This window comes from Pseudarthrobacter sp. 05T312 (assembly GCF_056396685.1).
The window spans coordinates 232,085-256,598 of record NZ_JBFTLY010000002.1; the positions used below are offsets into that span (position 1 = coordinate 232,085).

The 24,514-nt window shown below is 68.0% G+C and carries 23 protein-coding genes; 8 read left to right on the forward strand and 15 right to left on the reverse strand.

Annotation, left to right across the window (positions count from 1 at the left end; genetic code table 11):
• Positions 1-224: 224 nt before the first annotated feature.
• Positions 225-791, forward strand: coding sequence for a COG4315 family predicted lipoprotein (locus AC1DIP_RS05215; protein WP_477733100.1), 567 nt, complete (start codon positions 225-227; stop codon positions 789-791).
• A gap of 24 nt (positions 792-815) precedes the next feature.
• Here the strand turns inward: AC1DIP_RS05215 and AC1DIP_RS05220 are convergent, their stop codons facing one another.
• The 4 genes from AC1DIP_RS05220 to AC1DIP_RS05235 form a co-directional block, all read right to left on the reverse strand.
• A complete protein-coding gene (locus AC1DIP_RS05220; protein ID WP_477733101.1) occupies positions 816-1,613 on the reverse strand; it encodes a hypothetical protein in 798 nt (265 codons plus the stop codon).
• Positions 1,606-2,184: an RNA polymerase sigma factor gene (locus AC1DIP_RS05225; protein WP_477733102.1), complete on the reverse strand. Its 579-nt coding sequence runs from the start codon at positions 2,182-2,184 to the stop codon at positions 1,606-1,608. Before AC1DIP_RS05225 ends, AC1DIP_RS05220 begins: the two co-directional genes overlap by 8 nt.
• Positions 2,185-2,363: 179 nt before the next feature.
• Positions 2,364-3,074 carry a protein tyrosine phosphatase gene (locus AC1DIP_RS05230; RefSeq protein WP_477733103.1) on the reverse strand — a complete coding sequence of 237 codons (711 nt, stop codon included), beginning with the start codon at positions 3,072-3,074 and terminating at the stop codon, positions 2,364-2,366.
• Between the two features lie 150 nt (positions 3,075-3,224).
• Positions 3,225-3,827, reverse strand: a complete 603-nt coding sequence (locus tag AC1DIP_RS05235; protein WP_477733104.1) for a DMP19 family protein — start codon at positions 3,825-3,827, stop codon at positions 3,225-3,227.
• Positions 3,828-4,047: 220 nt separating this feature from the next.
• Between AC1DIP_RS05235 and AC1DIP_RS05240 the strand changes: the two genes are divergently transcribed.
• Positions 4,048-7,524 (forward strand): DEAD/DEAH box helicase, encoded by a 3,477-nt coding sequence (locus AC1DIP_RS05240; protein ID WP_477733105.1) that lies wholly within the window; start codon positions 4,048-4,050, stop codon positions 7,522-7,524.
• Positions 7,525-7,593: 69 nt separating this feature from the next.
• Here AC1DIP_RS05240 and AC1DIP_RS05245 read toward each other — a convergent pair whose 3' ends face one another.
• From AC1DIP_RS05245 to glnT, 8 genes are all read right to left on the reverse strand, one after another.
• Positions 7,594-8,886, reverse strand: a complete 1,293-nt coding sequence (locus AC1DIP_RS05245) for an ammonium transporter (RefSeq protein ID WP_476207609.1) — start codon at positions 8,884-8,886, stop codon at positions 7,594-7,596.
• A gap of 226 nt (positions 8,887-9,112) precedes the next feature.
• Positions 9,113-9,724, reverse strand: coding sequence for a helix-turn-helix domain-containing protein (locus AC1DIP_RS05250; RefSeq protein WP_477733106.1), 612 nt, complete (start codon positions 9,722-9,724; stop codon positions 9,113-9,115).
• Between the two features lie 49 nt (positions 9,725-9,773).
• Positions 9,774-11,060 (reverse strand): allantoate amidohydrolase, encoded by a 1,287-nt coding sequence (locus tag AC1DIP_RS05255; RefSeq protein ID WP_477733107.1) that lies wholly within the window; start codon positions 11,058-11,060, stop codon positions 9,774-9,776.
• Positions 11,061-11,071: 11 nt separating this feature from the next.
• Complete coding sequence (locus AC1DIP_RS05260; RefSeq protein WP_477733108.1) at positions 11,072-12,223, reverse strand: FAD-dependent oxidoreductase; 1,152 nt, start codon at positions 12,221-12,223, stop codon at positions 11,072-11,074.
• Positions 12,223-13,578 carry an FMN-binding glutamate synthase family protein gene (locus AC1DIP_RS05265; protein WP_477733109.1) on the reverse strand — a complete coding sequence of 452 codons (1,356 nt, stop codon included), beginning with the start codon at positions 13,576-13,578 and terminating at the stop codon, positions 12,223-12,225. Before AC1DIP_RS05265 ends, AC1DIP_RS05260 begins: the two co-directional genes overlap by 1 nt.
• A gap of 9 nt (positions 13,579-13,587) precedes the next feature.
• Positions 13,588-14,310 carry a protein glxC gene (locus AC1DIP_RS05270; RefSeq protein WP_477733110.1) on the reverse strand — a complete coding sequence of 241 codons (723 nt, stop codon included), beginning with the start codon at positions 14,308-14,310 and terminating at the stop codon, positions 13,588-13,590.
• A complete protein-coding gene (locus AC1DIP_RS05275; RefSeq protein ID WP_477733111.1) occupies positions 14,298-15,206 on the reverse strand; it encodes a class II glutamine amidotransferase domain-containing protein in 909 nt (302 codons plus the stop codon). Before AC1DIP_RS05275 ends, AC1DIP_RS05270 begins: the two co-directional genes overlap by 13 nt.
• Before the next feature lie 26 nt (positions 15,207-15,232).
• Complete coding sequence (glnT, locus tag AC1DIP_RS05280) at positions 15,233-16,639, reverse strand: type III glutamate--ammonia ligase (RefSeq protein ID WP_477733112.1); 1,407 nt, start codon at positions 16,637-16,639, stop codon at positions 15,233-15,235.
• Positions 16,640-16,787: 148 nt separating this feature from the next.
• On the opposite strand from glnT, the gene AC1DIP_RS05285 reads away from it, so the two are divergent.
• The 4 genes from AC1DIP_RS05285 (at position 16,788) to AC1DIP_RS05300 (ending at position 20,291) form a co-directional block, all read left to right on the forward strand.
• On the forward strand, positions 16,788-17,921 hold the full coding sequence (locus AC1DIP_RS05285) for a Gfo/Idh/MocA family protein (RefSeq protein ID WP_477733113.1): 1,134 nt from the start codon (positions 16,788-16,790) through the stop codon (positions 17,919-17,921).
• Positions 17,921-18,679: a ThuA domain-containing protein gene (locus AC1DIP_RS05290; protein WP_477733114.1), complete on the forward strand. Its 759-nt coding sequence runs from the start codon at positions 17,921-17,923 to the stop codon at positions 18,677-18,679. Before AC1DIP_RS05285 ends, AC1DIP_RS05290 begins: the two co-directional genes overlap by 1 nt.
• Positions 18,680-18,826: 147 nt before the next feature.
• A complete protein-coding gene (locus tag AC1DIP_RS05295; protein ID WP_477733115.1) occupies positions 18,827-19,201 on the forward strand; it encodes a cupin domain-containing protein in 375 nt (124 codons plus the stop codon).
• 103 nt (positions 19,202-19,304) lie between these two features.
• Positions 19,305-20,291 (forward strand): NAD-dependent epimerase/dehydratase family protein, encoded by a 987-nt coding sequence (locus AC1DIP_RS05300; protein WP_477733116.1) that lies wholly within the window; start codon positions 19,305-19,307, stop codon positions 20,289-20,291.
• A gap of 11 nt (positions 20,292-20,302) precedes the next feature.
• Here the strand turns inward: AC1DIP_RS05300 and AC1DIP_RS05305 are convergent, their stop codons facing one another.
• The gene (locus tag AC1DIP_RS05305; RefSeq protein WP_477733117.1) at positions 20,303-20,767 is read right to left on the reverse strand and encodes a hypothetical protein; all 465 of its coding nucleotides are present in this window, start codon (positions 20,765-20,767) and stop codon (positions 20,303-20,305) included.
• The gene (locus AC1DIP_RS05310) at positions 20,754-22,694 is read right to left on the reverse strand and encodes a primary-amine oxidase (RefSeq protein ID WP_477733118.1); all 1,941 of its coding nucleotides are present in this window, start codon (positions 22,692-22,694) and stop codon (positions 20,754-20,756) included. Before AC1DIP_RS05310 ends, AC1DIP_RS05305 begins: the two co-directional genes overlap by 14 nt.
• Before the next feature lie 121 nt (positions 22,695-22,815).
• Between AC1DIP_RS05310 and AC1DIP_RS05315 the strand changes: the two genes are divergently transcribed.
• Positions 22,816-23,421 carry a TetR/AcrR family transcriptional regulator gene (locus AC1DIP_RS05315; protein ID WP_477733119.1) on the forward strand — a complete coding sequence of 202 codons (606 nt, stop codon included), beginning with the start codon at positions 22,816-22,818 and terminating at the stop codon, positions 23,419-23,421.
• Between the two features lie 86 nt (positions 23,422-23,507).
• Positions 23,508-23,684, forward strand: a complete 177-nt coding sequence (locus AC1DIP_RS05320; RefSeq protein WP_141182627.1) for a CsbD family protein — start codon at positions 23,508-23,510, stop codon at positions 23,682-23,684.
• Between the two features lie 86 nt (positions 23,685-23,770).
• On the opposite strand, the gene AC1DIP_RS05325 is transcribed toward AC1DIP_RS05320, so the two are convergent.
• Positions 23,771-24,445: a DUF1345 domain-containing protein gene (locus AC1DIP_RS05325; protein WP_476207621.1), complete on the reverse strand. Its 675-nt coding sequence runs from the start codon at positions 24,443-24,445 to the stop codon at positions 23,771-23,773.
• Positions 24,446-24,514: the final 69 nt, after the last annotated feature.

The window sequence follows — 24,514 nt, forward strand, 5'->3', positions numbered from 1 at the left end:
TGCCCGGCACTGCCGCCGGGAACGCCGCGGCGTGCTGCGCTCCCGGCTGTTACCACGACGGAAATCAGGAAACGGTTCAACCGTCCGGCGTGGCAGCCCACCTGTGAACCATTCTTCACCCGGAGGCGTCGTAGGGGTTAGCGCGGTGATCCAGCGCCGGGCGCCCGCGAAGCGGCACACCCAAGCACGCACACAGCCAGAGAAGAACACCCAAGGAGCACACCATGAAACACCATCTCGGGGCAGGCCTTGCCATCCTGGCCCTGGCGGCGGCCCTCACCGGCTGCGGCAGCAGCACCGGGACCACGCCGGCGGCCTCCAGCCCGGCCACGGGCGGCTCAAGCAGTTCAGCCGGAACCCCGTCCGGGACGTCCTCCGCCAGCCCTTCCGGAACGTCGGCGTCGTCGTCGCAGGCGAGTTCCGCCGTCGACCTCAAGGCGGCGTCCTCGACGGCGGGCAGCATTGTGGTCGATGCGAAGGGAATGAGCCTCTACTTCTTCACCAAGGACACCAAGGACTCCGGCACCAGCGCCTGCACTGGTTCCTGCCTGGTCCAGTGGCCTCCATTGACCAGCACTTCAGGATCACCCACGGCAGAAGGAGTCACCGGGAAAGTGGGCACCATCACCACGCCTGACGGCAAGAAGCAGGTGACGTTGAACGGCATGCCCCTCTACTACTTCGCAAAGGACACCAAGCCGGGCGACACCTTGGGCCAGGGTGTGGGCGGCGTCTGGTACCTGTCCGATCCGTCGGGCGCCCTGATCAAGTCGGCCGGACAGGGCTACTAGCCCGGCCGGATCCGCCCGGAGGGGCTACTTCAGCGGCACGTCCGCGGTCTTGCCCGGGAGCGGGATGTCGGTGGGCAGCGGAACGGGCAGTTTAGGGCTCTGTTCCAGCCCCTTCCGGACGTCTCCGGGAACCTCGGTGGGCAGTGCGGCTGCCGCCGGGACCTCCGCAGGTTTCTGCGGGGGCGTGCCGTGGGCAGGCATGGTTCCCTGCCGTGTTGGAGCGCTCGACAGCGCGGCGGCGGCAGGTGCAGAAGCGGGCGCGGGTGCCGGGGGGACGGCATCCGCGCTGCTGGTTGCCGAAGGCCGGGGGGCTGCCGGCGCGGGAACCGGAACCTGCTTGGTGTCATTGCCGGCAGGGACGGGGGTTGAGCCAGTCACGAACGAGGTGACGGCGTGGTTCAGCTGGGAGATGGAGTCCCGGAATCCCTGGTCGGAGGCGGCGGCCACTGCGCCGCCGGCCGCGAGCGAGGCAGCGACGGAGAGCGTGGTGAGCGTGATGCGGCGCTTGGCCCTGCGGCGGGCGGCCAGTTGGTCAGCCGGCTGCCCGGCAGCAGGCTCCGCGGCAGTCCCGGCGGGGGGAAGGGCAGCAGTGACGGTGGGAAGCGCGGTGGTGGCGGATGCACCCACCGGAAGAACCGTGGTGGTGGCTGCTGAGGGGCTAGCCATCAGCGCCGCGATGTCGGCCGAAGGTGCCGGGGCCCCGGCCGCCAGGGCGCGCAGGTCGAGCAGTGCGTCGCGGAGCTGGCCGTCGCCGTCCATGCCTGCTTCCAGCAGAAGCTGGTCAACGGCACCGTCGTTGCGGGATCCTGCGGTATCACTCATGATCTGCCTGGTTTCTCTTGAGCGTTTGTGCCTTGAGGTTTTGGAGGGCCCGGCGCTGGAGCTGCTTGATGGCTCCGGCGCTCTTGCCCATGATGGCTGCCACCTGCTCGATGGACAGGTCGGCCACGACGCGAAGGGCCAGGACCTCCTGGTGTTCTTCGCTGAGGCCTTCCAGCATGGCTTCGGCACCGGCCGTCAGTTCCACGGCGTGGTCCTCCGCGGACGGGGTGGTCCGGGCGTCATGCTGGGGATCGTAGGGCGTCAACTGAGGCCTGCGTTCCAGCCGGCGGTAGTGGTCCACCATGCGGGCGTGGGCGATGGAGAAGATCAGGGACTTTGCGCCCTGCAGTCCACCGGTGAGGGTGCCGATCCGGGGGTAGAAGGCCATGAACACGTCCTGGGTGACAGCCTCGGGATCATCCAGTCCGCGCGCTTTGAGGTACCCCAGCACCGGGCCCGCGAAGGTTCGATAGGCAGCAGCGAACAACACGGCCGGATCAGTTCCGGCTGCGTTGTCGAATATGTCGATCTCTTCTTGGGCCAAAGTGTCCAGCACCAGCGGCTCCTCCATCCCGGGACCAGGCCCTCGCCTTATCCCGGTTTCCGGTTTGGGCTGCCAATCCCCGTGGTATTCCGGCTGCCTCATGGCAGGTCTGCCAGGGGCGCTCCTTCAAGCCTTCCAGCGTCGCGCGTCCCCGGCCGGCTGCCCGGACTGCGGCCGCAGCCGCAGTCCAGACTAGCCAATGAGCCTTAGCGGGCCGAAACCGACGGCGTGTGGACGGTGTTGCCACCCACCGCCGGAACGGCAGGAACAGCGGGAACGGTGTTGGCGCCGTCTACGCCCGGGACAGCCGGAACGGCGGGCACTGCGGGAGCGGACGGAACAGCGGGAACCTCAGGCTTGGTGGCGTCAACGGACGTTGAACCCTTGCCCTCGGCACCGGCCTTGGCTGCGGCGTCGGCCTTGGCCACGACGTCGGTGCAGTAGCTCTTGATGTTGGCGTCGCCCTTGGCGGCGATGGACAGCGAGGAGAACGCCTTGGAGGAAGCGTCCAGGCCGCCGTGGGTGAAGGCGGTGCAGAGACCCAGGGATGCAGGGCCGGCGGCGTCAACGGCGGTGTTGGCCGTTGCGGAACCGGTTACGTCGGCGCTGGCCTTTTCGTCGGAAGCCGTGGCCGTGGCCGTTGCCTTGCCGGTGGCTTCCGCGGTGGCGTCGGCGCTCTTCAGGACGTCCGAGACTGCAGCGGTGGCGGTGGGGGCCGGGGTGGCCTGGGCGTCAGCTGCTGCCTCGGCGGCGAGCTTGGGGGCCGGCGCACCGAAGAGCTCGTGGGCGGTCTGCTGGGCCTGGGTGGGGAGGACACCGGAGACGGCTGCGGCGCCGGTTCCGCCTACTGCCAGAGTCCCGGCGGCCAGGACTCCGGCGGCGACTTTACTGGTGGCGAGAACGGTGAATACAGACATTTACTTCTCCAAAACCTAGACAACACATCGGACTGGGCCCGCCGGGCGGACCCATCACTGACTACATCGCCTGCGGTTGCGGAAAAGTTACGGGCACGGTGAATTTCTTTTTTCTGCCCCCTGCGGCAGGCCAGCCGGCCAGTGAACCCGCTAGAACGGATTTGCCCCGCCGCTGCCCACAGCCGCCGCGCCGGCATCCTCGAGGGCCATGGCGGCAAGGCGCTGGATGTACGGCCCCACTTCCTCGTCGTCCAGCACCAGCAGGTCCGGCTGGCCGCGCAGCCAGCGGGCGTTGAGGGAGGTGATGTTCTCGTGTTCCAGCAGTTCCTCGAACTCGCCGTCGAGCTCCTCGATGCGGAGGACGGCGCGCGTGACGGCACCGCTGTCATCGGTGCCACCGGCCAGGTAGGACGCTGCCGTTCCGGCGGTGAGCACGGCGTAGGCCTCCGCGGTTCGGTTGAAGAGGTCCAGGTGGGCGGTTGCGCCCATCCCTGCCATGCCTTCGCGGACCAGCGGGTCGGTGGCGATCCGGCCCCCGGCCATGACGGCGTACTGGGCGAAGCCTCCCTCCAGCGCCTGGGAGAGGTAGAAATCCACCAGGCAGCTTCGGACGGCAACCGGGGACATGTCCTCCAGCCGCAGCATGGCCTTGCGCATAGCGTCGATGATGGCAGCATTGGCCTCCACCACTTCCTCGTCCCTGCCTCCGATGCTGCTGCTGGTCAGGACGACGGGCTGGTGCGTGATGGTCATGGCGATCCTTGCTGGGCGGTGGTGTTGCTCCGGACGCTTTCACGCTACGACGGCCGGTTCACGGCAGCATCGCGAACGAAATGAACGTCAAGCGAAGTTTTCGGGACCGGCAGGGAAGGGACCCCGGCGGCATGGGGGCGCCCCCGGGCGAACTAAGATGGATCAGATAACCTCCCACCGGACCCGGCTCCGCCGTGGCCTGCCGAAAGTAGCCCCCACCATGCCATCCCAACCGGACGAGAGTGCGGACCTGGCAATACAGACACCTGCAATCAACGACCGCTCGCTGGCGGCCGGGCTGGCGTATGCCATGGCAAGCAGGGTCTCGGGCATATCGTTCGACGGCGGCACGGGGCTGATGCTGGGGAAGGTCCGGGGCGGGGCGGACGTTCCGTACTCCACCACCGCCAAGCTGGTCCGGAAGGGCGGCGGCTGGAGCTGCACCGTGGGTGTGTGCAGCTGCCCGGTCCGCAAGGACTGCAAGCATGTGGCGGCCCTGCTGTTCGCGGCCGAGGACAACCCCGCCATCCGGGTGCAGCTGCTGGCTCCGTCCACCTCCACCCAGGTGTCCCGTGCGCCGGCCGCGGCCCTTTCCGACTGGGAGCAGGCCCTCAGCCCCCTGATCTCCCGGCCCGGTCCCACCGCCTCCACCCAGGGGGTTCCGCTTGCCCTGCAGTTCGAGGTGGAGGAACCGCCTCCGCATTTCTCCTACACCGGCCGCAGGGACCCCGTGCGCGGCGTCCGCCAGCTCAAGGTCCGGCCGGTCATCATGGGTGCCAAGGGCAAATGGATCCGGGGCGATGTTTCCTGGAACACCCTGAGCTACCTGAACTTCCGGCGGGAATCGAACCAGGCGCACGTCGAGTGGCTGCAGGAGTTCCTGGCCGGCCATTCGTCCTCCGCCAGCCGGGTGCACAACGCCGCGGGCCTGTGGCTGGGACTGAACTCGTACGCGGGCAGGAACCTGTGGAGCCTGCTGTCCGACGCCCGGAAGATCGGGCTCGCGCTGGTCCACTCGCGCGGCACGGAACCGGTCCACGTCGCTGAGGCCCCCGCCGCCGTCGGGCTTTCCCTGAGCCGGTACGGGGCTCCGGTGGCGGAGCCCGCCGCGGAAGCCGCCGGGGCAAAAGCGGACACGTCCGACGGCGGCCTGGAGCTTTCGCCCACCATCACGGTTGAGGGCGCGGAGGTTGATCCGGCGTCGGTGGGAACGATCGGGCGCCCTGCGCACGGGCTGTTCTTTACCTCCGGGGAAGCCTCGCTGCCGGGCGTGCCGGACCCCAACGGCACCATCACGCTGGCGCCGCTGGAGAACGGGCTGAGCGAGGAGCTGCTGGCGTTCGTCACTGCGGGAAGCATGCTGCACATCCCGGCCAGGGACGAATCCCGCTTCCTGACCGGATTCTACCCGAAACTGAAGCAGGCGGCCCGGGTGACGGCCCGCGACGAGTCCGTGGAACTGCCCGAGTTGGCCGTCCCCACCCTGTCCCTGCTGGCCAACTACGGTGCCGACCACCGGGTGCGGCTGCACTGGGAATGGCACTACAAGACCGGGACCCTGGTCACCGCCCAGCCCCTGTGGCGGCACCCGGGCGATCACGGCTACCGTGACGACACCGCCGAGGCCCGCATCCTGGAGGGCATCGGCCAGCCATGGGACGTGGTCCCTGCCCTGGGTGAATCAGCAACGGGAGGCTGGGGCACTCCGCGGCTGGCGGCGTCCGCGGAACTGACCGGCCTGGACACGCTGGCGTTCACCGAGGAGGTGCTCCCCCGGCTGCGGGAAGCGCCGGACGTGGATGTGGAAACCGTGGGTGACATCGCGGACTACCGCGAGGCCGAGGAAGCACCCGTGGTGTCGATCTCCACCAAGGCCACCGAGCAGCGTGACTGGTTCGACCTGGGCATCCAGATTTCGCTGGAAGGCCAGCCAGTCTCCTTCGCTGCCGTCTTCTCCGCGCTGGCGGCCGGCCAGACCAAGATGCTGCTGCCCAGCGGAGCCTACTTCTCGCTGGACCTGCCGGAACTGCACCAGTTGCGGGCTCTGATCGAGGAAGCCAGGTCGCTGCAGGACAACAAGGATGCTCCCCTGCAGATCAGCAGGTTCCAGGCCGGGCTATGGGACGAGCTGGCGCAGCTGGGGATCGTGGACGAACAGGCTGCGGCCTGGCGGTCCGCCGTCGGCGGGCTCCTGGAGGGCGGCACGGACGGGCTGCCGCTGCCGGCCACCCTGGACGCGGAGTTGCGGCCGTACCAGCTGGAGGGGTTCAACTGGCTGAGCTTCCTCTACAAACACGGGCTGGGCGGCATCCTGGCGGACGATATGGGCCTGGGCAAGACCGTCCAGGCGCTGGCGCTGATGTGCGCGGCGAAGGAGCTGGCGGTCGCGGCTGCTTCGTCCCTGGAAACGTCCGACGCCGGTGCTGCCGCCGGCTCCGGAGGCCGGCCCGCCGCCGTCGCGCCCTTCCTGGTGGTGGCACCCACCAGCGTGGTGGGCAACTGGGCGCTGGAAGCCGCCCGCTTCGCCCCGGGCCTGACCGTCCGGACTGTCGGCGAGACCTTTGCCAAGAGCGGGCAGGACGTGGCGGAGGCCCTGGGCGAGGCAGATATCGTGATCACGTCCTACGCCCTGTTCCGGATCGATTACGAGGCCTACGCCTCCCGCACCTGGAACGGGCTGGTCCTGGATGAGGCCCAGTTCGTGAAGAACCACCAGTCCAAGGCCTACCAGTGCGCGCGCAAGCTGCCGGCCGCGTTCAAGCTGGCCATCACCGGCACCCCGCTGGAGAACAACCTGATGGAGTTTTGGGCCCTGACATCCATCGTCGCTCCGGGCCTGTTCTCCAGCCCCAAACGCTTCGCCGAGTATTACCAGAAACCGGTCGAAAAGAACGGCGACAAGGGGCAACTGGAGAAGCTCCGGCGCCGCGTCCGGCCGCTGATGATGCGCCGCACCAAGGACCAGGTGATCAAGGACCTGCCGCCCAAGCAGGAGCAGATCCTGGAGGTGGTGCTGAATCCGCGCCACCAGAAGGTCTACCAGACGCACCTGCAGCGTGAGCGGCAGAAGATCCTGGGGCTGATTGAAGATGTCAACAAGAACCGGTTCACCATTTTCCAGTCGCTGACCCTGCTGCGGCAGCTCAGCCTGGATGTGTCCCTGGTGGACCCTGCCCTGTCCGCGGTTCGGTCCTCGAAGCTGGATGTGCTGTTCGAGCAGCTCGAGGACCTGGTGGCCGAGGGGCACCGGGCGCTGATCTTCAGCCAGTTCACCGGGTTCCTGGGCAAGGTCCGGGAGCGGCTGGACCAGGAGGAGATCGAATACTGCTACCTCGACGGCGGAACCCGGAACCGTGCCGACGTTGTCAGCGAGTTCAAGAACGGCAGCGCGCCGGTGTTCCTGATTTCGCTCAAGGCCGGCGGGTTCGGCCTGAACCTCACCGAGGCCGACTACGTCTTCCTGCTCGATCCGTGGTGGAACCCTGCCTCCGAGGCCCAGGCCGTGGACCGGACCCACAGGATCGGGCAGGCCCGGAACGTCATGGTGTACCGGCTGGTGGCCAAGGACACCATTGAGGAGAAGGTCATGGCGCTGAAGACCCGTAAGTCGCAGCTGTTCGCTGACGTCATGGAGGGCGATGCCCTGGCCGGCGGGGCCATCACGGCCGAGGACCTTGCGGGGCTGTTCAAGGAGTAGGTGCCGGCGCGCAGGTATGCCGGGCGCCGCCCCCAGCAGGCGGGCGCCCGGCAGCTTCTGGGCGGGGAACTAGACCCGCTGCGGGGAGCCCAGCTCCACCGGGTCCTCGTCCATCAGGTAGGCCAGCTCCGAGTGGGCCGCGAGGTCGATGCCGCGGAGTTCGTCCTCGGGCTTGATGCGCAGGCCGCCCATGGTCTTGTCCAGGATCTTCGCCAGGATCCAGGTGACACCGAAGGAGTAGGCGAGCACCGTGATGGTGGCGAGGGCCTGGACGCCCAGCAGTTCGAAGCCGCCGCCGTAGAAGAGGCCACTGACGCCGTTCGGGGCCTTGTCCGTGGCGAAGAGGCCGATCAGCAGCGTGCCCAGGATGCCGCCCACCAGGTGGACGCCGACGACGTCGAGGGAATCGTCGAAGCCCAGGCGGAACTTCCATTCGATGGCCAGCGAGCAGACGGCCCCGGCGATGGCGCCGATGGCCAGTGCGCCGAGCGGGCTGACGGCGCCACAGGCGGGGGTGATGGCCACCAGCGCGGCGATGAGGCCGGAGGCGGCGCCCATGCTGGTGGCTGCGCCGTGGCGGAACCGCTCAACAAGGGCCCAGGCAAGCAGTCCGGCCGAAGCTGCCACAGCGGTGTTCAGGAACACCACGGACGCCGACTGGCCGGCAGACAGCGCGGAGCCGGCGTTGAAGCCGAACCAGCCCACCCACAGCAGGCCTGCGCCCACCAGGACCAGCGGCCGGCTGTGCGGCTTGGCGTGTTCCACCTTGGGCCAGCCGGAGCTCTTGCCCAGCACCAGGGCCAGGGCCAGGGCCGCGGCGCCGGCGTTCATGTGGACTGCGGTGCCCCCGGCGAAGTCGATGGCCTTGATGCCGTTGGCGATCCAGCCGCCGACGGTGCTGCCGTCCGCCGAGTCGAACGCGAACACCCAGTGCGCAATGGGGAAGTAGACCACCGTGGCCCAGATGCCGGCGAACAGCATCCAGGCGCCAAACTTCATGCGGCCCGCGGCGGCACCGGCAACCAGTGCGGTGGTGACGCAGGCGAAGAACAGTTGGAATGCTGCGAACAGGATGACCGGGATGGACGCGGAATCGTCCTTGGCCAGCAGCTGCCCCATGCCGGGGAACTCGGTGACGTCACCGATGAGTCCCAGGCCGCCCACGGAGTTTCCGAAGGCCATCGAGTAGCCGAACAGTGCCCACAGCACGGCCACCAGGCTGGCGCCGCCGAAGCACATCATCATCATGTTCAGGATGCGGCGGGACCCCACCATGCCCCCGTAAAACAGGGCCAGGGCGGGAATCATCATGCATACCAGCGCCGAGCTGGCCAAAATCCAAGCGACATTTCCCGAGTCCATGGGAAACCCCTTTCAAGATGCGAAAAGAACGGTCAGTTGCCGTCAGAGCCGTTCCGCCGAGTGGGCCGCGGGTGGAGAAACCACGGCCGGCGGAGGGCGGCTTTTGCCGTCTGATACCAGAGTATGGCGGTGATTTTTGGATGGGTTTCCGGTGTGTTAAATGATCGTTTCAGCCTTTTGCACGCGAGTTTCACAGGTCCCGTTGAGCGCAGGCGTACCGGATGTACTATTTGGCGGAGATGGCCAGGAACCTGATGGGCAGGTCCAGCAGCTCCAGGGGTCCGTGCGGGCCTTCGCCGTCGAGCAGCAGGGAGTCCCCCGGTTCCATGGCGTACTCGTAGGAGCCGTGCCCGTACACCATTTTCCCGGCGAGCATGTAGATGAACTCGGTGCCGGGGTGCTGGAACAGGGGAAACACGTCGCTGGCGTCCGTGAGGGTCACCAGGGTGGGTTCCAGCGCATCGGTCCGGCCTTTGAGGGTGCCCAGCACGCGGTATTCGTGGCCGTGCTGGGTGCCGGTGCGGACCGTCAGGCTGCCCTGGCCGCTCTTGGTGAAGGTGGCGTCCCGGTCCGTGTCCGCGCCGCGGAACAGTGCGGTGACTGGAACGTTCAGCCCGTCGGCGAGCCGCTGCAAGGTGGTGAGCGAGCAGGAGGTGGTGGCAGTTTCCACCCGCGAGATCATGGCCTTGGACATGCCCGTCCGGGCTGCCAGTTCGGCGGAGGACAGGCCCTGCGTGGTGCGGTAGTGCCGCACCTGGGCCGCGATGACCTGCTCCAGCCGGCCGGCCACCTGGTCGCCGTCATGGTCTGCTCCGCGGTCCCCGGCCTGTTCGGTCATGGTTGCCATCTTAGGCGGGCCACGCGGGCCCAGGTGTACGACGCCGGTGCTAGCCAATGACGCGGACCCCGCCCAGGAGCCCGGCCAGGGCGTCAGCCAGGGCCTGTGCGCCAGCCTCGGCGTCGGTGTCCTCCACGAGTTCGTCGGGCGAATGCGAGATGCCCGTGGGGTTCCGGACGAACAGCATGGCGGTGGGCAGGTGTGCGGCCAGCACCCCGGCGTCGTGGCCTGCCCCGGTGTCCAGTATCGGGGCGGCAGGCAGGAGCTCCCGCAGCCGGTCCCGGAGGCCGCCGTCGAAGTGCACCGTGGGACTCAGCGACTCCGTGGTCAGGGCCGCCTCACAGCCTTCCTCCGCGGCGATGACCTGGGCGTTCAGCCCGATGGCCTCCACCAGGGCCGCAGTCACTGAGTCTTCGGGGTGGCGGACGTCGATCCACAGGTCCACCCGCGAGGCGATCACGTTGGTACCGCCGGGGACGGGCTGCAGCCGGCCCACCGTGGCTCGGGCATCCTTGTACTTCCGGGCGGTGTCCCGGATGGACACCATGACTTGGGCGGCCGCGATCATGGGGTCCCGCCGGTCCCTCATGAGCGTGGTTCCGGCGTGGTTTCCCTCGCCCGTGATGCTCAGTTTCCAGCGGCCGTGGCCCAGGATCGACGACCCGATGGCCATCGGCCGGTGCAGGTCGACCAGTCCCCTCCCCTGCTCCACGTGCAGCTCCACGAACATCCCCAGCTGCTGCAGGGCCTTGTAGTCGGCGCCGATGAACCGCGGGTCCTGTCCGTTCGCGGCGGCGACGTCGGCGAAGGTGTTGCCGTCCGGGTCGCGGAGGTTGCGGGCCTTGTCCGGGTCCAGGCTGCCGGTGAGGAGCCGTGACCCAAGGCAGGCCACGCCGAACCGGGAGCCTTCCTCCTCCGGAAAGACGGCGAGCGCCAGGGGCCGGCGCGGCCGGAAGTTCCGGGCCTTGAGGAGGTCGACGGCCACCAGCGCCGAGGCGACGCCCAGGGGGCCGTCATACTCCCCGCCGCCGGGGACGGAATCGAGGTGGCTGCCGGTGGCCACGGCGTCCTTCCGCACGCCCGTGGCCGTGTCCCACCAGGCCCAGATGATTCCGTTGGCGTCAGTGTGGACGTCCAGCCCGCGCCGGCCGGCCTGCTCGATAAACCAGGTGCGGAGGTCCGATTCGGCGGTGGAGAACACCGGGCGGGAGTAGCCACCGCGGGCACTGTCACGTCCGACGTCGGAGATTTCCTTAAGGAGGCCTGCGACGGTAGGTGCGCCGGCAGTTTCGGCGGATACCGCGTGCGGCGCGGGTGCGGTCTGGGGAAGGGTCACGGGATTCCGTTCTATGTGGTGAGTGCCGGTGAGGCGGAGCTGCGGAACCGGTCCGGAACAGCCCCTGCGCCGGTGGCCAGGTCCGCGGCCCACTGCCCGATCAGGGGAGCGAACTTGGCCCCGTGGCCGGAGCAGGGTGAGACGACGGTGAGGTTGTCCGCCCGGTCAATCAGGAAGTCCTCGTTGGGCGTGTTCGTGAAGAGGCAGGTGGTTTCGGCGTAGGGTTCCGGGTCCAGGCCGGGCAGGTAGCGGCGGACGTACTCCACCACGCGGGCGCGGTTGGCCGGGTCCACTACTCCGGTCTGTTCGGCGGCCGACGGGATGCGGGGGCCGCCGTCGTATTCGGCCACCTTCTGGCCCGCGAACCCGGCGTCCCGTCCGCCGGGGAGGCCGTAGGTTTGGATGTCGCCGGCCTTGTGGATGAAGGTGGGCCAGTTGGTGGAGGAAAAGCCGGGGTCTTCCCGGTACCGGAAGTGGAAGGCCTGTTCCTGCCGGACGGTGAAGTCGGGCAGGCCGGCCAGGAAGCCCGCCGGCAGCGGGAGGGACTCCAGCAGCCGCGGGAGCCACCCGCCGGCGCTGACGACGACGTTGCCGGCGTCGAGCGTTTCCCCTGTGGAGGAGTGCAACCGGTAGCCGCCGCCCAGCCGTTCCACCCGGTCCAGGCTCCAGCCGGTCAGGACTTTTGCGCCGTGCCGGAACGCGAGCGCCACCATGGCGTTGACTGACGTTTCAGCGTCGATCACGCCGGCGCCGGGGTGCCAGAGGACCTCGGTGTCGAACGCGATCTGCGGCCAGCGGCCCCGGGCTTCGGTGGCGGACACCAGCTCGTGGTCGATGCCGACGGCCGCAAGCACCTCCGCGAGCTGCGCCGGATTGCGCTTTGGACCGTAGTCCACCGCGCCGAACGGCGTAATCAGCTCCGCGCCGGCGTCCGCTGCGAGCCCGTCCCAGAGCGCTTTGGAGTCGAGCACGGCCCGGGTGTAGAACGGGTCCGGGTAGGCGTAGCGGAAGATCCGGGCGGAGCCGTGGGAGCTGCCGTCGTGGGCGGCGGGTACGTCGCGCTCCACCAGCGTGACCTGGTGGCCCTGCGCCGCGAGCTGCCACGCGGTGGCGGCTCCGGCCAAGCCGGCGCCCACCACCACGTAATCAGAGGACTCCGCCATCAGAAGCTTCCCTGCACACCGGGGATCCAGCTGGTGCCTGCCAGCGGCACCCGGGCCATCGCGGAGGCCTCGATGGTCAGAGCCACCAGGTCTTCCGGCTCCAGGTTGTGCAGGTGCGATTTTCCGCAGGCCCGGGCAATGGTCTGGGCTTCCATGGTGAGGACACGGAGGTAGTTGGCCAGCCGCTTACCGGCTGCGACGGGGTCCAGGCGGGAGGAGAGCTCCGGGTCCTGGGTGGTGATGCCGGCGGGGTCGCGGCCGTCCTGGAAGTCGTCGTAGAACCCGGCGGCCGAGCCCAGGGCCGAGTATTCGGCGGCGTAGCGGGGGTCGTTGTCGCCCAGGGCAATCAGCGCCGCGGTGCCGATGGCCACGGCGTCCGCGCCCAGGGCCATGGCCTTGGCGACGTCGGCGCCGGTGCGGATGCCGCCGGAGACGATCAGCTGGACCTTGCGGTGCATGCCCAGTTCCTGCAGCGCCTGGACGGCCTGCGGGATGGCGGCGAGGGTGGGGATGCCGACGTTTTCGATGAATACCTGCTGCGTGGCCGCGGTGCCGCCCTGCATGCCATCGAGCACCACCACGTCCGCACCGGACTTCACGGCGAGAGCGGTGTCGTAGTACGGCCGGGACGCGCCGATCTTGACGTAGATGGGGGTCTTCCAGTCGGTGATCTCGCGCAGTTCGCCGATCTTGATCTCGAGGTCGTCCGGGCCGGTCCAGTCCGGGTGGCGGCTCGCGGACCGCTGGTCGATCCCCACCGGGAGGGTGCGCATCCCGGCCACGCGTTCGGTGATCTTCTGGCCCAGCAGCATGCCGCCGCCGCCGGGCTTGGCGCCCTGGCCCAGCACGATCTCGATGGCGTCGGCCTTGCGGAGGTCGTCCGGGTTCATGCCGTAGCGGGACGGCAGGTACTGGTACACCAGGTGCTTGGACTGGCCGCGCTCCTCAGGGGTCATGCCGCCGTCGCCCGTGGTGGTGGAGGTGCCCACCTCGGACGCGCCGCGGCCCAGCGCCTCTTTGGCGTTGGCGGACAGGGCGCCGAAGCTCATGCCGGCGATGGTCACCGGGGTGGCCAGGTGCAGCGGGCGGCTGGCGTACCGATCGCCGAGGACGACGTCGGTATCGCACTTTTCGCGGTAGCCCTCCAGCGGGTAGCGGGACATGGAGGCGCCGAGGAAGAGCAGGTCGTCGAAGTGCGGGACCTTGCGCTTGGCGCCCCAGCCGCGGATGTCGTAGACGCCGGTGGCGGCGGCGCGCTGGATGTCGGCGATGGTGGCGCGGTCGAAGGTGGCGGACTCGCGGAGGCCCAGTTCGGCGATGTCCTGGGCGGGAACCGGAAGGGAGGTGATGGTCATGGGGGCCTCCTAGTAGGCAGTCGAGTTGTCGACGTGGAAGTGGTAGAGGTTCCGGGCGGAGCCGTAGCGCTTGAAGTCGGCCGGGTTGTCGGTGCGGCCGGCGGCGGCCAGGAGTTCCGCGAGTTCTGCCAGGTGCTCGGCCTTCAGCGGCTTTTCGATGCAGTCGGCGCCCAGGGAGGCCACCGTGCCCTGCACGTAAATCCTGGCCTCGTAGATGGAGTCCCCCAGCGCATCCCCCGCGTCGCCGCAGACCACCAGCCGTCCGGCCTGGGCCATGAACGCAGACATGTGGCCGATGTTGCCGCCCACCACGATGTCCACGCCCTTCATGGAGATCCCGCAGCGGGCGCCGGCGTTGCCGTCGATGACCACCAGGCCGCCGTGGCCGGTGGCGGCCGCGGACTGCGAGGCGTCGCCCTTCACATGGACGGTGCCGGACATGATGTTCTCGGCCAGTCCGACGCCGGCGTTGCCGGTGACGGTCACGGTTCCCTTTTGGTGCATCCCGGCGGCGTAGTAGCCGGCGTGGCCCTCGATGGTCACGGTAGCGTCGGCGTTGATGCCGACGGCGAGGCTGTGCTTGCCGCCGGGGTTGGTCACGGTCCAGGACTGGCCATCGGCCGCGTTGTGGAGTGCCTGGTTCAGGTCGCGGACCTGGGCTCGGGCGAGGTCGACGACGGTGGGGCCGTCCAGTGCGGGGGCAGTGGCTTCGGGGGCTGTCAGAGTGACCATGTGTAGACCTTTCCGGGTTCCGGTTCAAAGATGCGGGCGGTGTCGATGCCGGGCAGTGCTGCCAGGGCGCGGTATTCGGAGGCCATGGCCACGTAGTCGCCGGTTTCGGCGATGATTGCGGGCTTGCAGGCGATGGGGTCGCGGACCACGGCCATGCTGTCCGCGGTGGTGACCACCAGGGTGTAGAAACCGTCCAGGACCTTGCCCAGGTTCACCAGGGCTTCCTCGAGGGTGTCGCCCTGCTGCAGTCGGGAGGCGACGTAGCGTGCGCCCACCTCGGTGTCGTTCTCGGAGTCGAACACCACGCCTTCGCGCTTGAGCTCGCGGCGGACGGTGGCGTGGTTGGAGAAGGACCCGTTGTGCACCAGGCACAGGTCGTCGGCCACGGAGAAGGGGTGCGAGCCGCCGGCGGTGACGGCGGATTCGGTGGCCATCCGGGTGTGGGACAGGCCCTGGCTGCCCGCCATGGCTTCCAGCCCGTGGTCGGCGGCGATCTCCATGGGGTGGCCCACGCTCTTCATCACGGCCACGTGTTCGCCGCGGCCGATGACGGTGGCGGCCGGCAGGGTTTCGGTGACCGCCTTGACCAGGAAGTCCGTCCCGACGGCGGCGCTCACCAGGGTGGTGTCGCCCACCACCTGCACGGCCGCTGCCGCGTCAGACGGCAGGAGCGCCCCGACACCTGAGGTGATGTCCGTCGTCGTCATTCCCTGGTCCCTGCCGAGCAGGCTCAGGGTGGACATGCCTGGCGACACCAGGCCCGGGGTGTTGTAGACGGCGAGGCCGGCGGAGTCGGGTCCGCGGTCCACGATCTGGCAGAGCATCGAGGACAGCAGGCTGCCCATCCGGGGGTGCAGCGAGGGATTGCGCAGCTGCAGCGCGGCGATTCCGCACATGGTGGGATTCCTTTATTTCGTAGGGATTAGATCGAGGTGAGGTAGGTCCGGATTTCCCAGTCGCTGACCTGGTTGTGCCAGCTGAGGAACTCCTCTTCCTTGGCGTTTGCGTAGTAGGTTCCGATCTCCGGATCTCCGCTCAGGCCGGCCAGGATCACGGGGTCCCTCCGGAGCGCTTCCACGGCGTGGAGCAGGGTGGCGGGCAGTGAATGGGCATCCGCCTTGGACTCCCCCGGCCCGGACGGGGTGCCCGGGTCGAGGGACTTCTCCACGCCGTCCAGCCCTGCGGCGATGGCGGTGGCGACGGCGAGGTACGGGTTGGCGGAGCCGTCCCCGGAGCGGAGTTCGATCCTTTTGTTGTCCGGCACCCTGATCATGTGGGTCCGGTCGTTGCCGCCGTAGGAGGCCTTCCGCGGGGACCAGGTGGCGCCGGAGGAACTGGTGGTGGCGCCGGTGCGCTTGTAGGAGTTGACCGTGGGGGCGAGGAAGGCCTGCAGAGCGGGGGCGTGGTCCAGGATTCCGGCGATGAAGGAATACGCGAGGCCGGACAGCCCCAGGCCGCGTCCGCCGTCGTCCGCGTTTCCGTCCTCCCCCGGGAACAGCGCCTCCGCACCCGACCACAGCGAGAGGTGGAAGTGCAGGCCGGTCCCGGTGCGGTCCGTGAAGGGCTTGGGCATGAACGTGGCGGTCATGCCGCGCTGCTCGGCCAGGATGTTCAGGATGTAGCGGAGGGAGACCACGCGGTCGGCGGTGGTGAGGGCATCGGCGTAGGTGAAGTTCTGCTCGAACTGGCCGGCGGCGTCCTCGTGGTCGTTGGCGTAATTGCCCCAGCCGAGCGAGTTCATCGCGTCGCTGATGGACGTGAGGTGCTCGTACATCCGGGTCACGCCGCGCGCGTCGTAGCAGGGGCGGGGCGAATCGTCGCGGGCGTCGGCGGTGCTCAGCGTCCCGTCGTCGTTCTTGTTCACCAGGAAGTACTCCACCTCGGCGCCCACCTTGGCCTGCATGCCGCGGTCAGCCAAGCGGGCCAGGGCGTTCTTGAGGATGACGCGCGGGGCGTAGGGCCAGGGCTTGCCGTCGACATGCGGGTCGCAGTGGATGATGGCCAGCCCTTCCTTGATGAAGGGAACCGGGGTGAAGGAGGCCAGGTCCGGGACGGCGATGAGGTCCCCGTCCTGGGGCTTCTGGCCGATGAGGCCGGCCGCGTAGCCGGCAAAGCCCATGGCACCCGCTTCGAGTTCGTCGGCGGCTTCCACCGGGACGAGCTTGGCGCAGGGCTTGCCGGTCATGTCCACGAAGGTGGCCAGGAGGAAGCGGACGTCATGGGCACGGGCGATGTCTGCGAGGGAAATGGTCGGTCCCGTTGCTGAAGCGGCGGCCGCAGGGACCGGCTCCATGGCGGGGGTTACAGCAGGGGTTGCGACACTGGTCATCGAAACATTCCTGTCCGGGTTGGTTAGCTATCAGTAAACCTTGTTGCACCAGAGTATCCAAGTCCATATTTCACGCGTCGGGCCGGAAGGTTAAATGCATGTTTCGGTGGGATGGGGGTAAGCGTCCAGCAAAGAAAGGGCGTATCCGTTGAGCCACGAGCAGTCCCCCAACCCGCAGCCACCCGCCCCGGCAGAGACCCCAGTCCAGGACTTACGGGTGGGGGTGGTGGGCATCGGCTGGGCCGGCCAGCAGCACCTCAAGGCCTACTCGGCACTGGACGGAGTAAGCATCGTCTCGGTCGCAGGCATGGAACAGGACCTCCGCGACTCCCTGCAGGCCGAATACGCCATCCCGGACGCCTTCGCCGGCTGGGAGGACATGCTGGAGCACGGCGGCCTGGACGCGGTCAGCGTGGCAGTGCCCACCTTCCTGCACGCCCCGATCGCCATCGCCGCCCTGGAACGGGGCCTCCACGTGTTGAGCGAGAAACCGATCGCCCGCAACGCCGTGGAAGGCCGGGCCATGGTGGACGCCGCCCGGAAGGCCGGCCGCGTCCTGGACGTCGCCTTCAACCACCGCCGGCGCGGCGACATCAGGGCACTCAAGGACGTCATCGACGGCGGCGGGCTGGGCCGGCCGTATTACGCGAAAGCCTCATGGCTGCGGCGCGCCGGCATCCCCACACTGGGCAGCTGGTTCACCAACCCGGAGCTCGCCGGCGGCGGGCCCCTGGCGGACATCGGCGTCCACGTGCTCGACTTCGCCCTGTACCTCCTCGGCGAGCCCAAGGTGGTGGCGGTCTCCGCGGCCACCCATGCCGAACTGGGCCCCCAGGGCCGGGGCGGTGGCAGCCGCTTCTCCGCCCACGCCACCAGCCACGCCTTCGAAGTGGAGGACTTCGCCACGGCGTTCCTGCGGCTGGAGGGCGGCGCGACCCTGCTGGTCGAGGCCAGCTGGGCTGCCTACCGGGAAACCGATGACCAGCTGGACTTCACCGTGTACGGGACCGACGGCGGCGCCGAGCTCAGGGTGCACGGGGCACCCTTCCCGCCGGTGGGCCGGCTGCGGGTGTTCACGGACAAGGACGGCGGTGCTGCGGACTACCTGCCCCCGGTTTTGCCGGGCCGCGCGCACGATGCTGTGGTGGAGGATTTCGTGACCGCCGTGCGGGGCGGCGTCCAGGCCTGGGCCAACCATGACGGATCCGTGGCCCTGTACCGTGCGCAGGTCATCGACGCGTGCTACCAGTCCGCACGCGAGCAGAGGGAGGTTCGGCTCTGATGGACGGCAAACTGCGGATCCGTGTGTGGAACGAAGGCGTCCACGAAGCAAACAACGAACCAGCACACATCGGGGAGATCTACCCGGACGGCATCCACGGCGCCATCGCCGCCGGCCTCCGCTCGCATCTTCCGGACGCCGAGATCACGACAGCGGTCCTGGCCACCGACGTCGACCACGGCCTCAGCGAAGAGGTGCTCGCGGAGACGGACGTCCTGCTGTGGTGGGGCCACATCGCGCACGCCGAGGTGCGGGATGCAGTCGTCGAACGCGTCCACCGGCACGTGCTGGGCGGGATGGGACTGCTCGTGCTGCACTCTGGACACTTCTCCAGGATCTTCACCAAACTGCTCGGCACCAGCTGCTCCCTGGCCTGGCGGAATGACGGCCAGCGCGAACTGGTGTGGACCGTCAAGCCATCCCACCCCATCGCGGACGGGGTGGACAGCCCCATCGTTATCCCGGAGCAGGAGATGTACGGCGAACTGTTCGACATCCCGGACCCGGACGACCTGATCTTCATCAGCTCCTTTGCCGGCGGAGAGGTGTTCCGCTCCGGCGTCACCTTCACGCGCGGAAAGGGCCGCATCTTCTACTTCAGCCCGGGTGACCAGGAGTACCCGGTGTACTACCATCCACAGGTCCAGCGGGTCCTGGCCAACGGCGTGCGGTGGGCTGCGCAGCCGGATTTGGACCGTTCCGCGCCTGCTGTGACCAACCCGGCCCAGGAGTGGTTTGACGGGGCAAAACAGCATTGACATCACCCCCGCGGCGGAGCAGATTGGGATCGTCGCGCACGAGGTTCGGCAGGTTCCGGACGGGCACACCCCTCCCTGCTGGACCACCCTCCCGGAGCGCCCACACGCCCGGGTGAACTAAACAACCCTCCTTCCCAGGAGCCTGAAATGCCCGCAATAACGGTCAAGGACCTTGAATCAAAATCCTTCGATGAGCCGGATGAAAAGCGCCGGCCGCCCATGACACAGGTGGACGTCGTCACCCTCGGCGGCACCACACTGGGCCGCTTCACTTTCGAACCCGGCTGGCGCTGGTCGGAAACCGTCAAGACGGTGGTCCACACGGACAGCTGCCAGGTCAGCCACCTGGGCGTCTGCGTCGCCGGAACCCTGGCCATCGAACTGGTCGACGGAGGCAAGATGACCATCCATGCCGGTGAGGCGTACTCCATCCCGGCAGGCCACGACGCCTGGGTGGAGGGCGGCGAAACCTACGTTTGCTATGAAGTGATGAGCGCCGCAGAGTACGCCAAGCCGGAATGACCCGGCGGCCCGCCGCCAACCACCGGGAAAGGGAGGTCCGCAAGGCCCTCCCTTTCCCGGTGCTACGGCCCTACCGTTGAGGAAACGCAACGATCGGAGAGCAATGAGAGTCACCGTCATCGGCGGCAGCGGCCACATCGGGTCGTTCCTGGTCCCCCGGCTGGTCCGGGCCGGCCATGAGGTCACCAACATCAGCCGCGGGACCAGCAGGCCGTACACGGAGGCACCCGAGTGGCAGCAGGTGCACCACGTCACCGCGGACCGGGAAGCAGAAGACCGGGACGGAACATTCCCGGACCGGGTGGCGGCCCTCAAACCGGACGTCGTGGTGGACCTGGTCTGCTTCACCCTGGAATCGGCGGCGCAGCTTGTGCAGCAGCTGCGGGGCGACGTGGGGCACCTCCTGCACTGCGGCTCCATCTGGCGGTACGGGCAGAGCCTGAAGCTGCCCATCAGGGAGGGATCGGATTCCGCTGCTCCACCCTTTGGCGAATATGGCATCCAGAAGAACAGGATTGCCCTGATGCTGCAGGAAGAAACCGCCAGCGGCGGCCTGGCCACCACGTCCCTGCATCCCGGCCACATTGTGGGGCCGGGCTGGCAGCCCGTTGGTCCGCTGGGAAACCTTGATCCCACCGCCTGGCAGACAATCTCTGCAGGCCAGCCCCTCCGGATTCCCGGCAGCGGGGCGGAGCTGATGCACCATGTGCACGCCGATGACGTGGCCCAGGCGTTCGAGAAGGCGATTGCCCGGCGGGAGGCAGCCACCGGTGAGGACTTCAACATCGTTGCCCCCACGGCGCTGACGGTCCGCGGCTATACAGACATCGCTGCCGCCTGGTTCGGCCACGCCGCAGTGCTGGAGACGGTGTCGTGGGACCGCTTCCGCGAGAACACCTCCCGCGAGCACGCGGATGCGAGCTGGAACCACCTTTACCGCAGCCAGTGCTTCAGCATCGAAAAAGCGGCCTCCGTGCTCGGCTACGCGCCGCGGTACGAACCGGAGCAGGCCATCTTCGAATCCATCCAGTGGCTGGTCGACCACGAAAAGCTGCATGTCGCCCGCCCGCTCGGCGTCGCGACCGGCTGAGCCCCGAAACCCTACGGGCGCAAGCGCCGCAGCCGGGCCACCAGTGTTGCGGCGAGGAGCGCCGTCCCCAGTTCCAGGGCAACAACCAGCAGCAGGTCCGTGCTGCCGGAACCGCTTCCAGCGGACGACGGCGGCGGGCCGCCATGCGCGTGCCCGGCACCACCGGCGCCGAGCAGCAGGGCGGCATGCAGGGCAGCCATCGCCACGGCAGCGAAAGTGACCTGGTGCAGCGCGCCCACCCGGCCGTGCCGCCAGATATGGACCGTGCAGGGGACGCAGACGGCGGCGAGCGCCAGCATGAGGACGCTCAGCCACGCGCCGTGGCGCCCGGCTACGGCCAGCCACACGTGGGCCGCGCAGGAGACGGCGGTAACCACGGCTACGAGCCGGGCATGCAGGACGGGCCGTTGGGCGCGGACCCGTCCTGCCGCCGTCGTACTCCCTGCCCGAGCGGGGGTGAGGCTAGTGGCAGCCACCGCTGCTGCCCTCGCTGTGGCAGGACGATTCCTGCATGTTGGGGTTGGCAGGGACGTCAAGGACCGGGCTGCGGTCGAAGAAACCCTCCGGCCGCAGCTTGAAACCGACGGTGTCCACGGGCATGATGGGCCAGTCCTCCACCCGGGGGAAGTGGGTCAGGCCGAAGGTGTGCCAGACGACGATGTCCTGGCCGTCGATGTCCCGGTCCTGCGCCACGTAGGCCGGGAGGCCTGCGCCGCCGGCGTGCTGGTTCACGAAGTCGCCCGTGGGGTAGCGCTCATCCTCGGCGTACCGGGTGACCCACAGGTCCTTGGTGGCAAAGGCTGCGCGCCGGGCGATGGAGGAACCCGGGTCCGCCAGCAGCGTGGGCTGGTTGTGGGAGTGCAGCTTGTAGCCCACCGGCTCGCCCAGGCGGTTGCGGGATTCCGGGTTGGAGATGATCCAGGTCCGGCCGGCGCGGGCGTCGGCCACCCGGACGCCTTCGGATTCGCGGGCCAGGACGGTGCGCCTGCGGGAGAAGGCATTGCCGCGTTCGTTGCCCGGGCCCATGGCCTGGCGGACGACGTCCTCCTCCTCCACGCGGTTGGTGAATCCGTCGATGGCCATGTCCAGCCGGGCGCTGAAGAGGTGCTGGTGGAAGGGTGCACCCAGACCCGGGGCGAGCTGGGAGATGTTGTCCGAGCCGCCCTCCGGGAACGCGGAGGTGAACACGATGCCGGTGGCTTTGGCCTCGAATTCAATGGTGCCGTCCAGGTAGAGATACCAGTAGAAGCCGTAGTCGTAGTTGCCAATGGTGGTGAAGAAGGAGATCACCAGGCGGCGGTTGCGGCGGGTGTAGGTGACCCCGCTCCAGAGGTCCGAGTGCTTGGAGAGGATGCTCCAGTCCTCCTCGTGCATGCAGATGCCGTTGCGGATTTCCCGCGGGTTGCCAAACGCGTCGCTGATGACCGGGCTGAGGTAGGTGATCTCACCCAGGCAGTCGCAGCCCAGTTCCAGCGAGTTGGCGTACTGGCCCACCAGGTATTCGCCGGTGTCGAAGTAGTTCTGCCAGGACCGGATGGGTGACGGGTCGCCGTACGGCACCACCATTTCGGCAATGGACGCACGGTTGATGATGGGCCGTTTCCGGCCGCCGTCCTGGAATGCGAGGTTGTGCAGGACCACGCCTTCGCGGACATCGAAGCCGACATCCACACTCCACTTTTCCCACTCCACGTGGTTGCCGCCGGTGACGGTGAAGCTGGGTCCTTCCGGCTGGGTGATGCTGATGGGCTTTTGGGTGTCGCGGATGGGTCCGGTCAGTTCGGGGTCGGTGAAATTGCCGTGCTCGGCCGGGATAGGCATGGCGCCGAGGTCGATCACCTGGGTGACCTCCTGGCTGACCACGTCCACGTAGGCCACCAGGCCGTCTACCGGGTGCGCCCAGGCGCTGTCCTCCGGGAATTCCTGCACGAACGCCAGGCCGCGGAGGATGCGGCGGCCCTTTTCTTCGCCGTATTCGAAGACGCCGGCCGACAAAGGGGCAACCCGGACCTTTCCGACGTCGAGTCCCCTGTCCGCGAGTGCCTTCAGCCAGCGTTCGTCCGTGGCCAGGAGGGACTCCACCACTTCGAACTCCTCCTCCAGGACCGGCAGTTCGCCGGTCACCGCTGTATCGAGTTCAACCGCGGAGAGCACCTTCTGCTGTGTGGTGGAGACGACGACGTCACGCGGCGCGGCCCCGGAGGCATCGTGGATGAAGACCCGGAAACGTCGGTCCACCGCTTGCGGTCCCGCTCCCCGCCCCGGATCCAGCAGGCCCAGGTAGGCGATGCGGTGCTGCGGGTCCAGGTGGCCTTCCGACTGCAGGATGGCGCGGACGTCCAGGATTTCCTCCGCGGTTGCCAGGCGGAAGGCCGATGCAGTTTCGGTTGGTGCAAGAGTCATGGGAAGAGCCTTTGTCCGGGCCGTCGCCGGCCGCTGGTTTATTTTCTATAGTTGTAGAGAATAAACGTCCGTAACATGGCCCACAAGAGTCTGAGAGAAATATTTCCGGGGAGTGGCCGCGGTGCCGAAGATAGTTGACCATGACGAGCGCCGCCTGGAACTCGTGGATGCCACGTGGCGGATCATCGCCCGGCAGGGTATTGAGAGCGCCACCATGCGCGAGATCGCCTCGGAGGCGGGCTTTGCCAACGGCGCATTGAAACCCTACTTTCCCACCAAGGACACCCTGCTGGAATTTGCCTTCAGCCACGTGTTCAACAGGACCAACCAGCGCATCGCCGGGGTCACTGCGGGCAAGGCCGGTCTGGCGGCGCTGCGGGCCTTCTGCCTCGAAGTACTCCCCCTTGACGAAGAGCGCGTGAATGAGGCAAGGATTGTGGTCCCGTTCTGGCAAAGGGCGATCAATGATCCCCAGAAGGCGGCGATCCACCAGCAGTCCATGGATGAATGGCTGGCGGCCATCCGCCGCTTCCTGGCGGAGGCGAGGGACAGCGGCGACGTGGCCGCCGCCGTCGACGATTCCATCCTTGCCGGGCAGCTGCTGAACATGCTGCTGGGAGCACAGATCGAGGCGGCCCTGGCGCCGGAAGGCGACACGGATTTTGGCCACGCTGCCCAGCTTGAGGGCTATCTCGCGCTCCTTGGGAAAATTCCCGGCGGGAAATGAGCGCCAAACTCGAAAGTATGCTTACTATTGGTGGGTCAGGTTCTGGCAGATGCCGGAGCGAGCACGAACTGTAAGGAGCATCTCCCATGGGTTTGGATGACAAGATCGGCAACGCTGCAGAGAAGCTCGGCGGCAAGGGCAAGGAAGCTGCCGGAAACGCCACGGGCGACGAGAGCCTGAAGGCTGAAGGCCAGACGGACCAGGCAAAGTCGGACATTAAGCAGGCCGGCGAACACGTCAAGGACGCCTTCAAGAAGGACTAGTCGGCGCTCGCATAATGGGTGCAACTCCAACCGGAGTTGCACCCATTGCGTTTAAGCCCCCGGCACGGCGTGCCCGGCCGGGACGCCTAGTGAATCAGCCCCGACACCAGGTTGATGGTGGTGGCCAGGACAATGGCGCCGAGCAGGTAGGACAGCAACGCCTGCCGAAGGACCGTCGAGCGGATGGCATTGGTCTTCAGGTCCGTGTCGGAGACCTGGAACGTCATCCCCACGGTGAAAGCCAGGTAGGCGAAGTCCGCGTAACGGGGCTGGCTGCCTTCGTTGAAATCGACCCCAGTGCCTTCGCGGTAGTAGATCGCCGCATATCGCAGGGTGAACAGGGTGTGGACCAGGAACCACGAGAGGGCGATGCTGCCCAGCGCCATGGCAACCGTGGCATCCTTGGCGCCGCCCTGCTCGCTGGAGGCGTCAAGCAGGATCAGGGCCACCCCCGCAAAGCTGGCCATCGTGGCCCCCAGGACCAGCGCGTCCGAAAAGACCCGGCCGGGGTCCTCCCGCCTGGCGTGCGCAGCAGTGGCCGCCGGACCCAGGCGAGCGATGACGCTCCAGACCCAGATGAGGTAGGTGGCCGAGGCGGCGGCCCAGCCGAGCGCCGGGGCATACGTCCAGCTGCCGAATGTGCCTACCGCCAGTGCCGCGGCAAGGCCGACGGCCAGCATCACCACCATCCGGAGCCGGGAGTGGTGCGCGCGGGAGTTGAAGTTCCGGTAATGGTCACCAGCAGCCGTCATGGACCTCATGGCCCGATCATGGCACGGGAGTCTGGGCTGCGGCTGGAAAAACAAACTTCTTATTTTCGCCAACCGTTG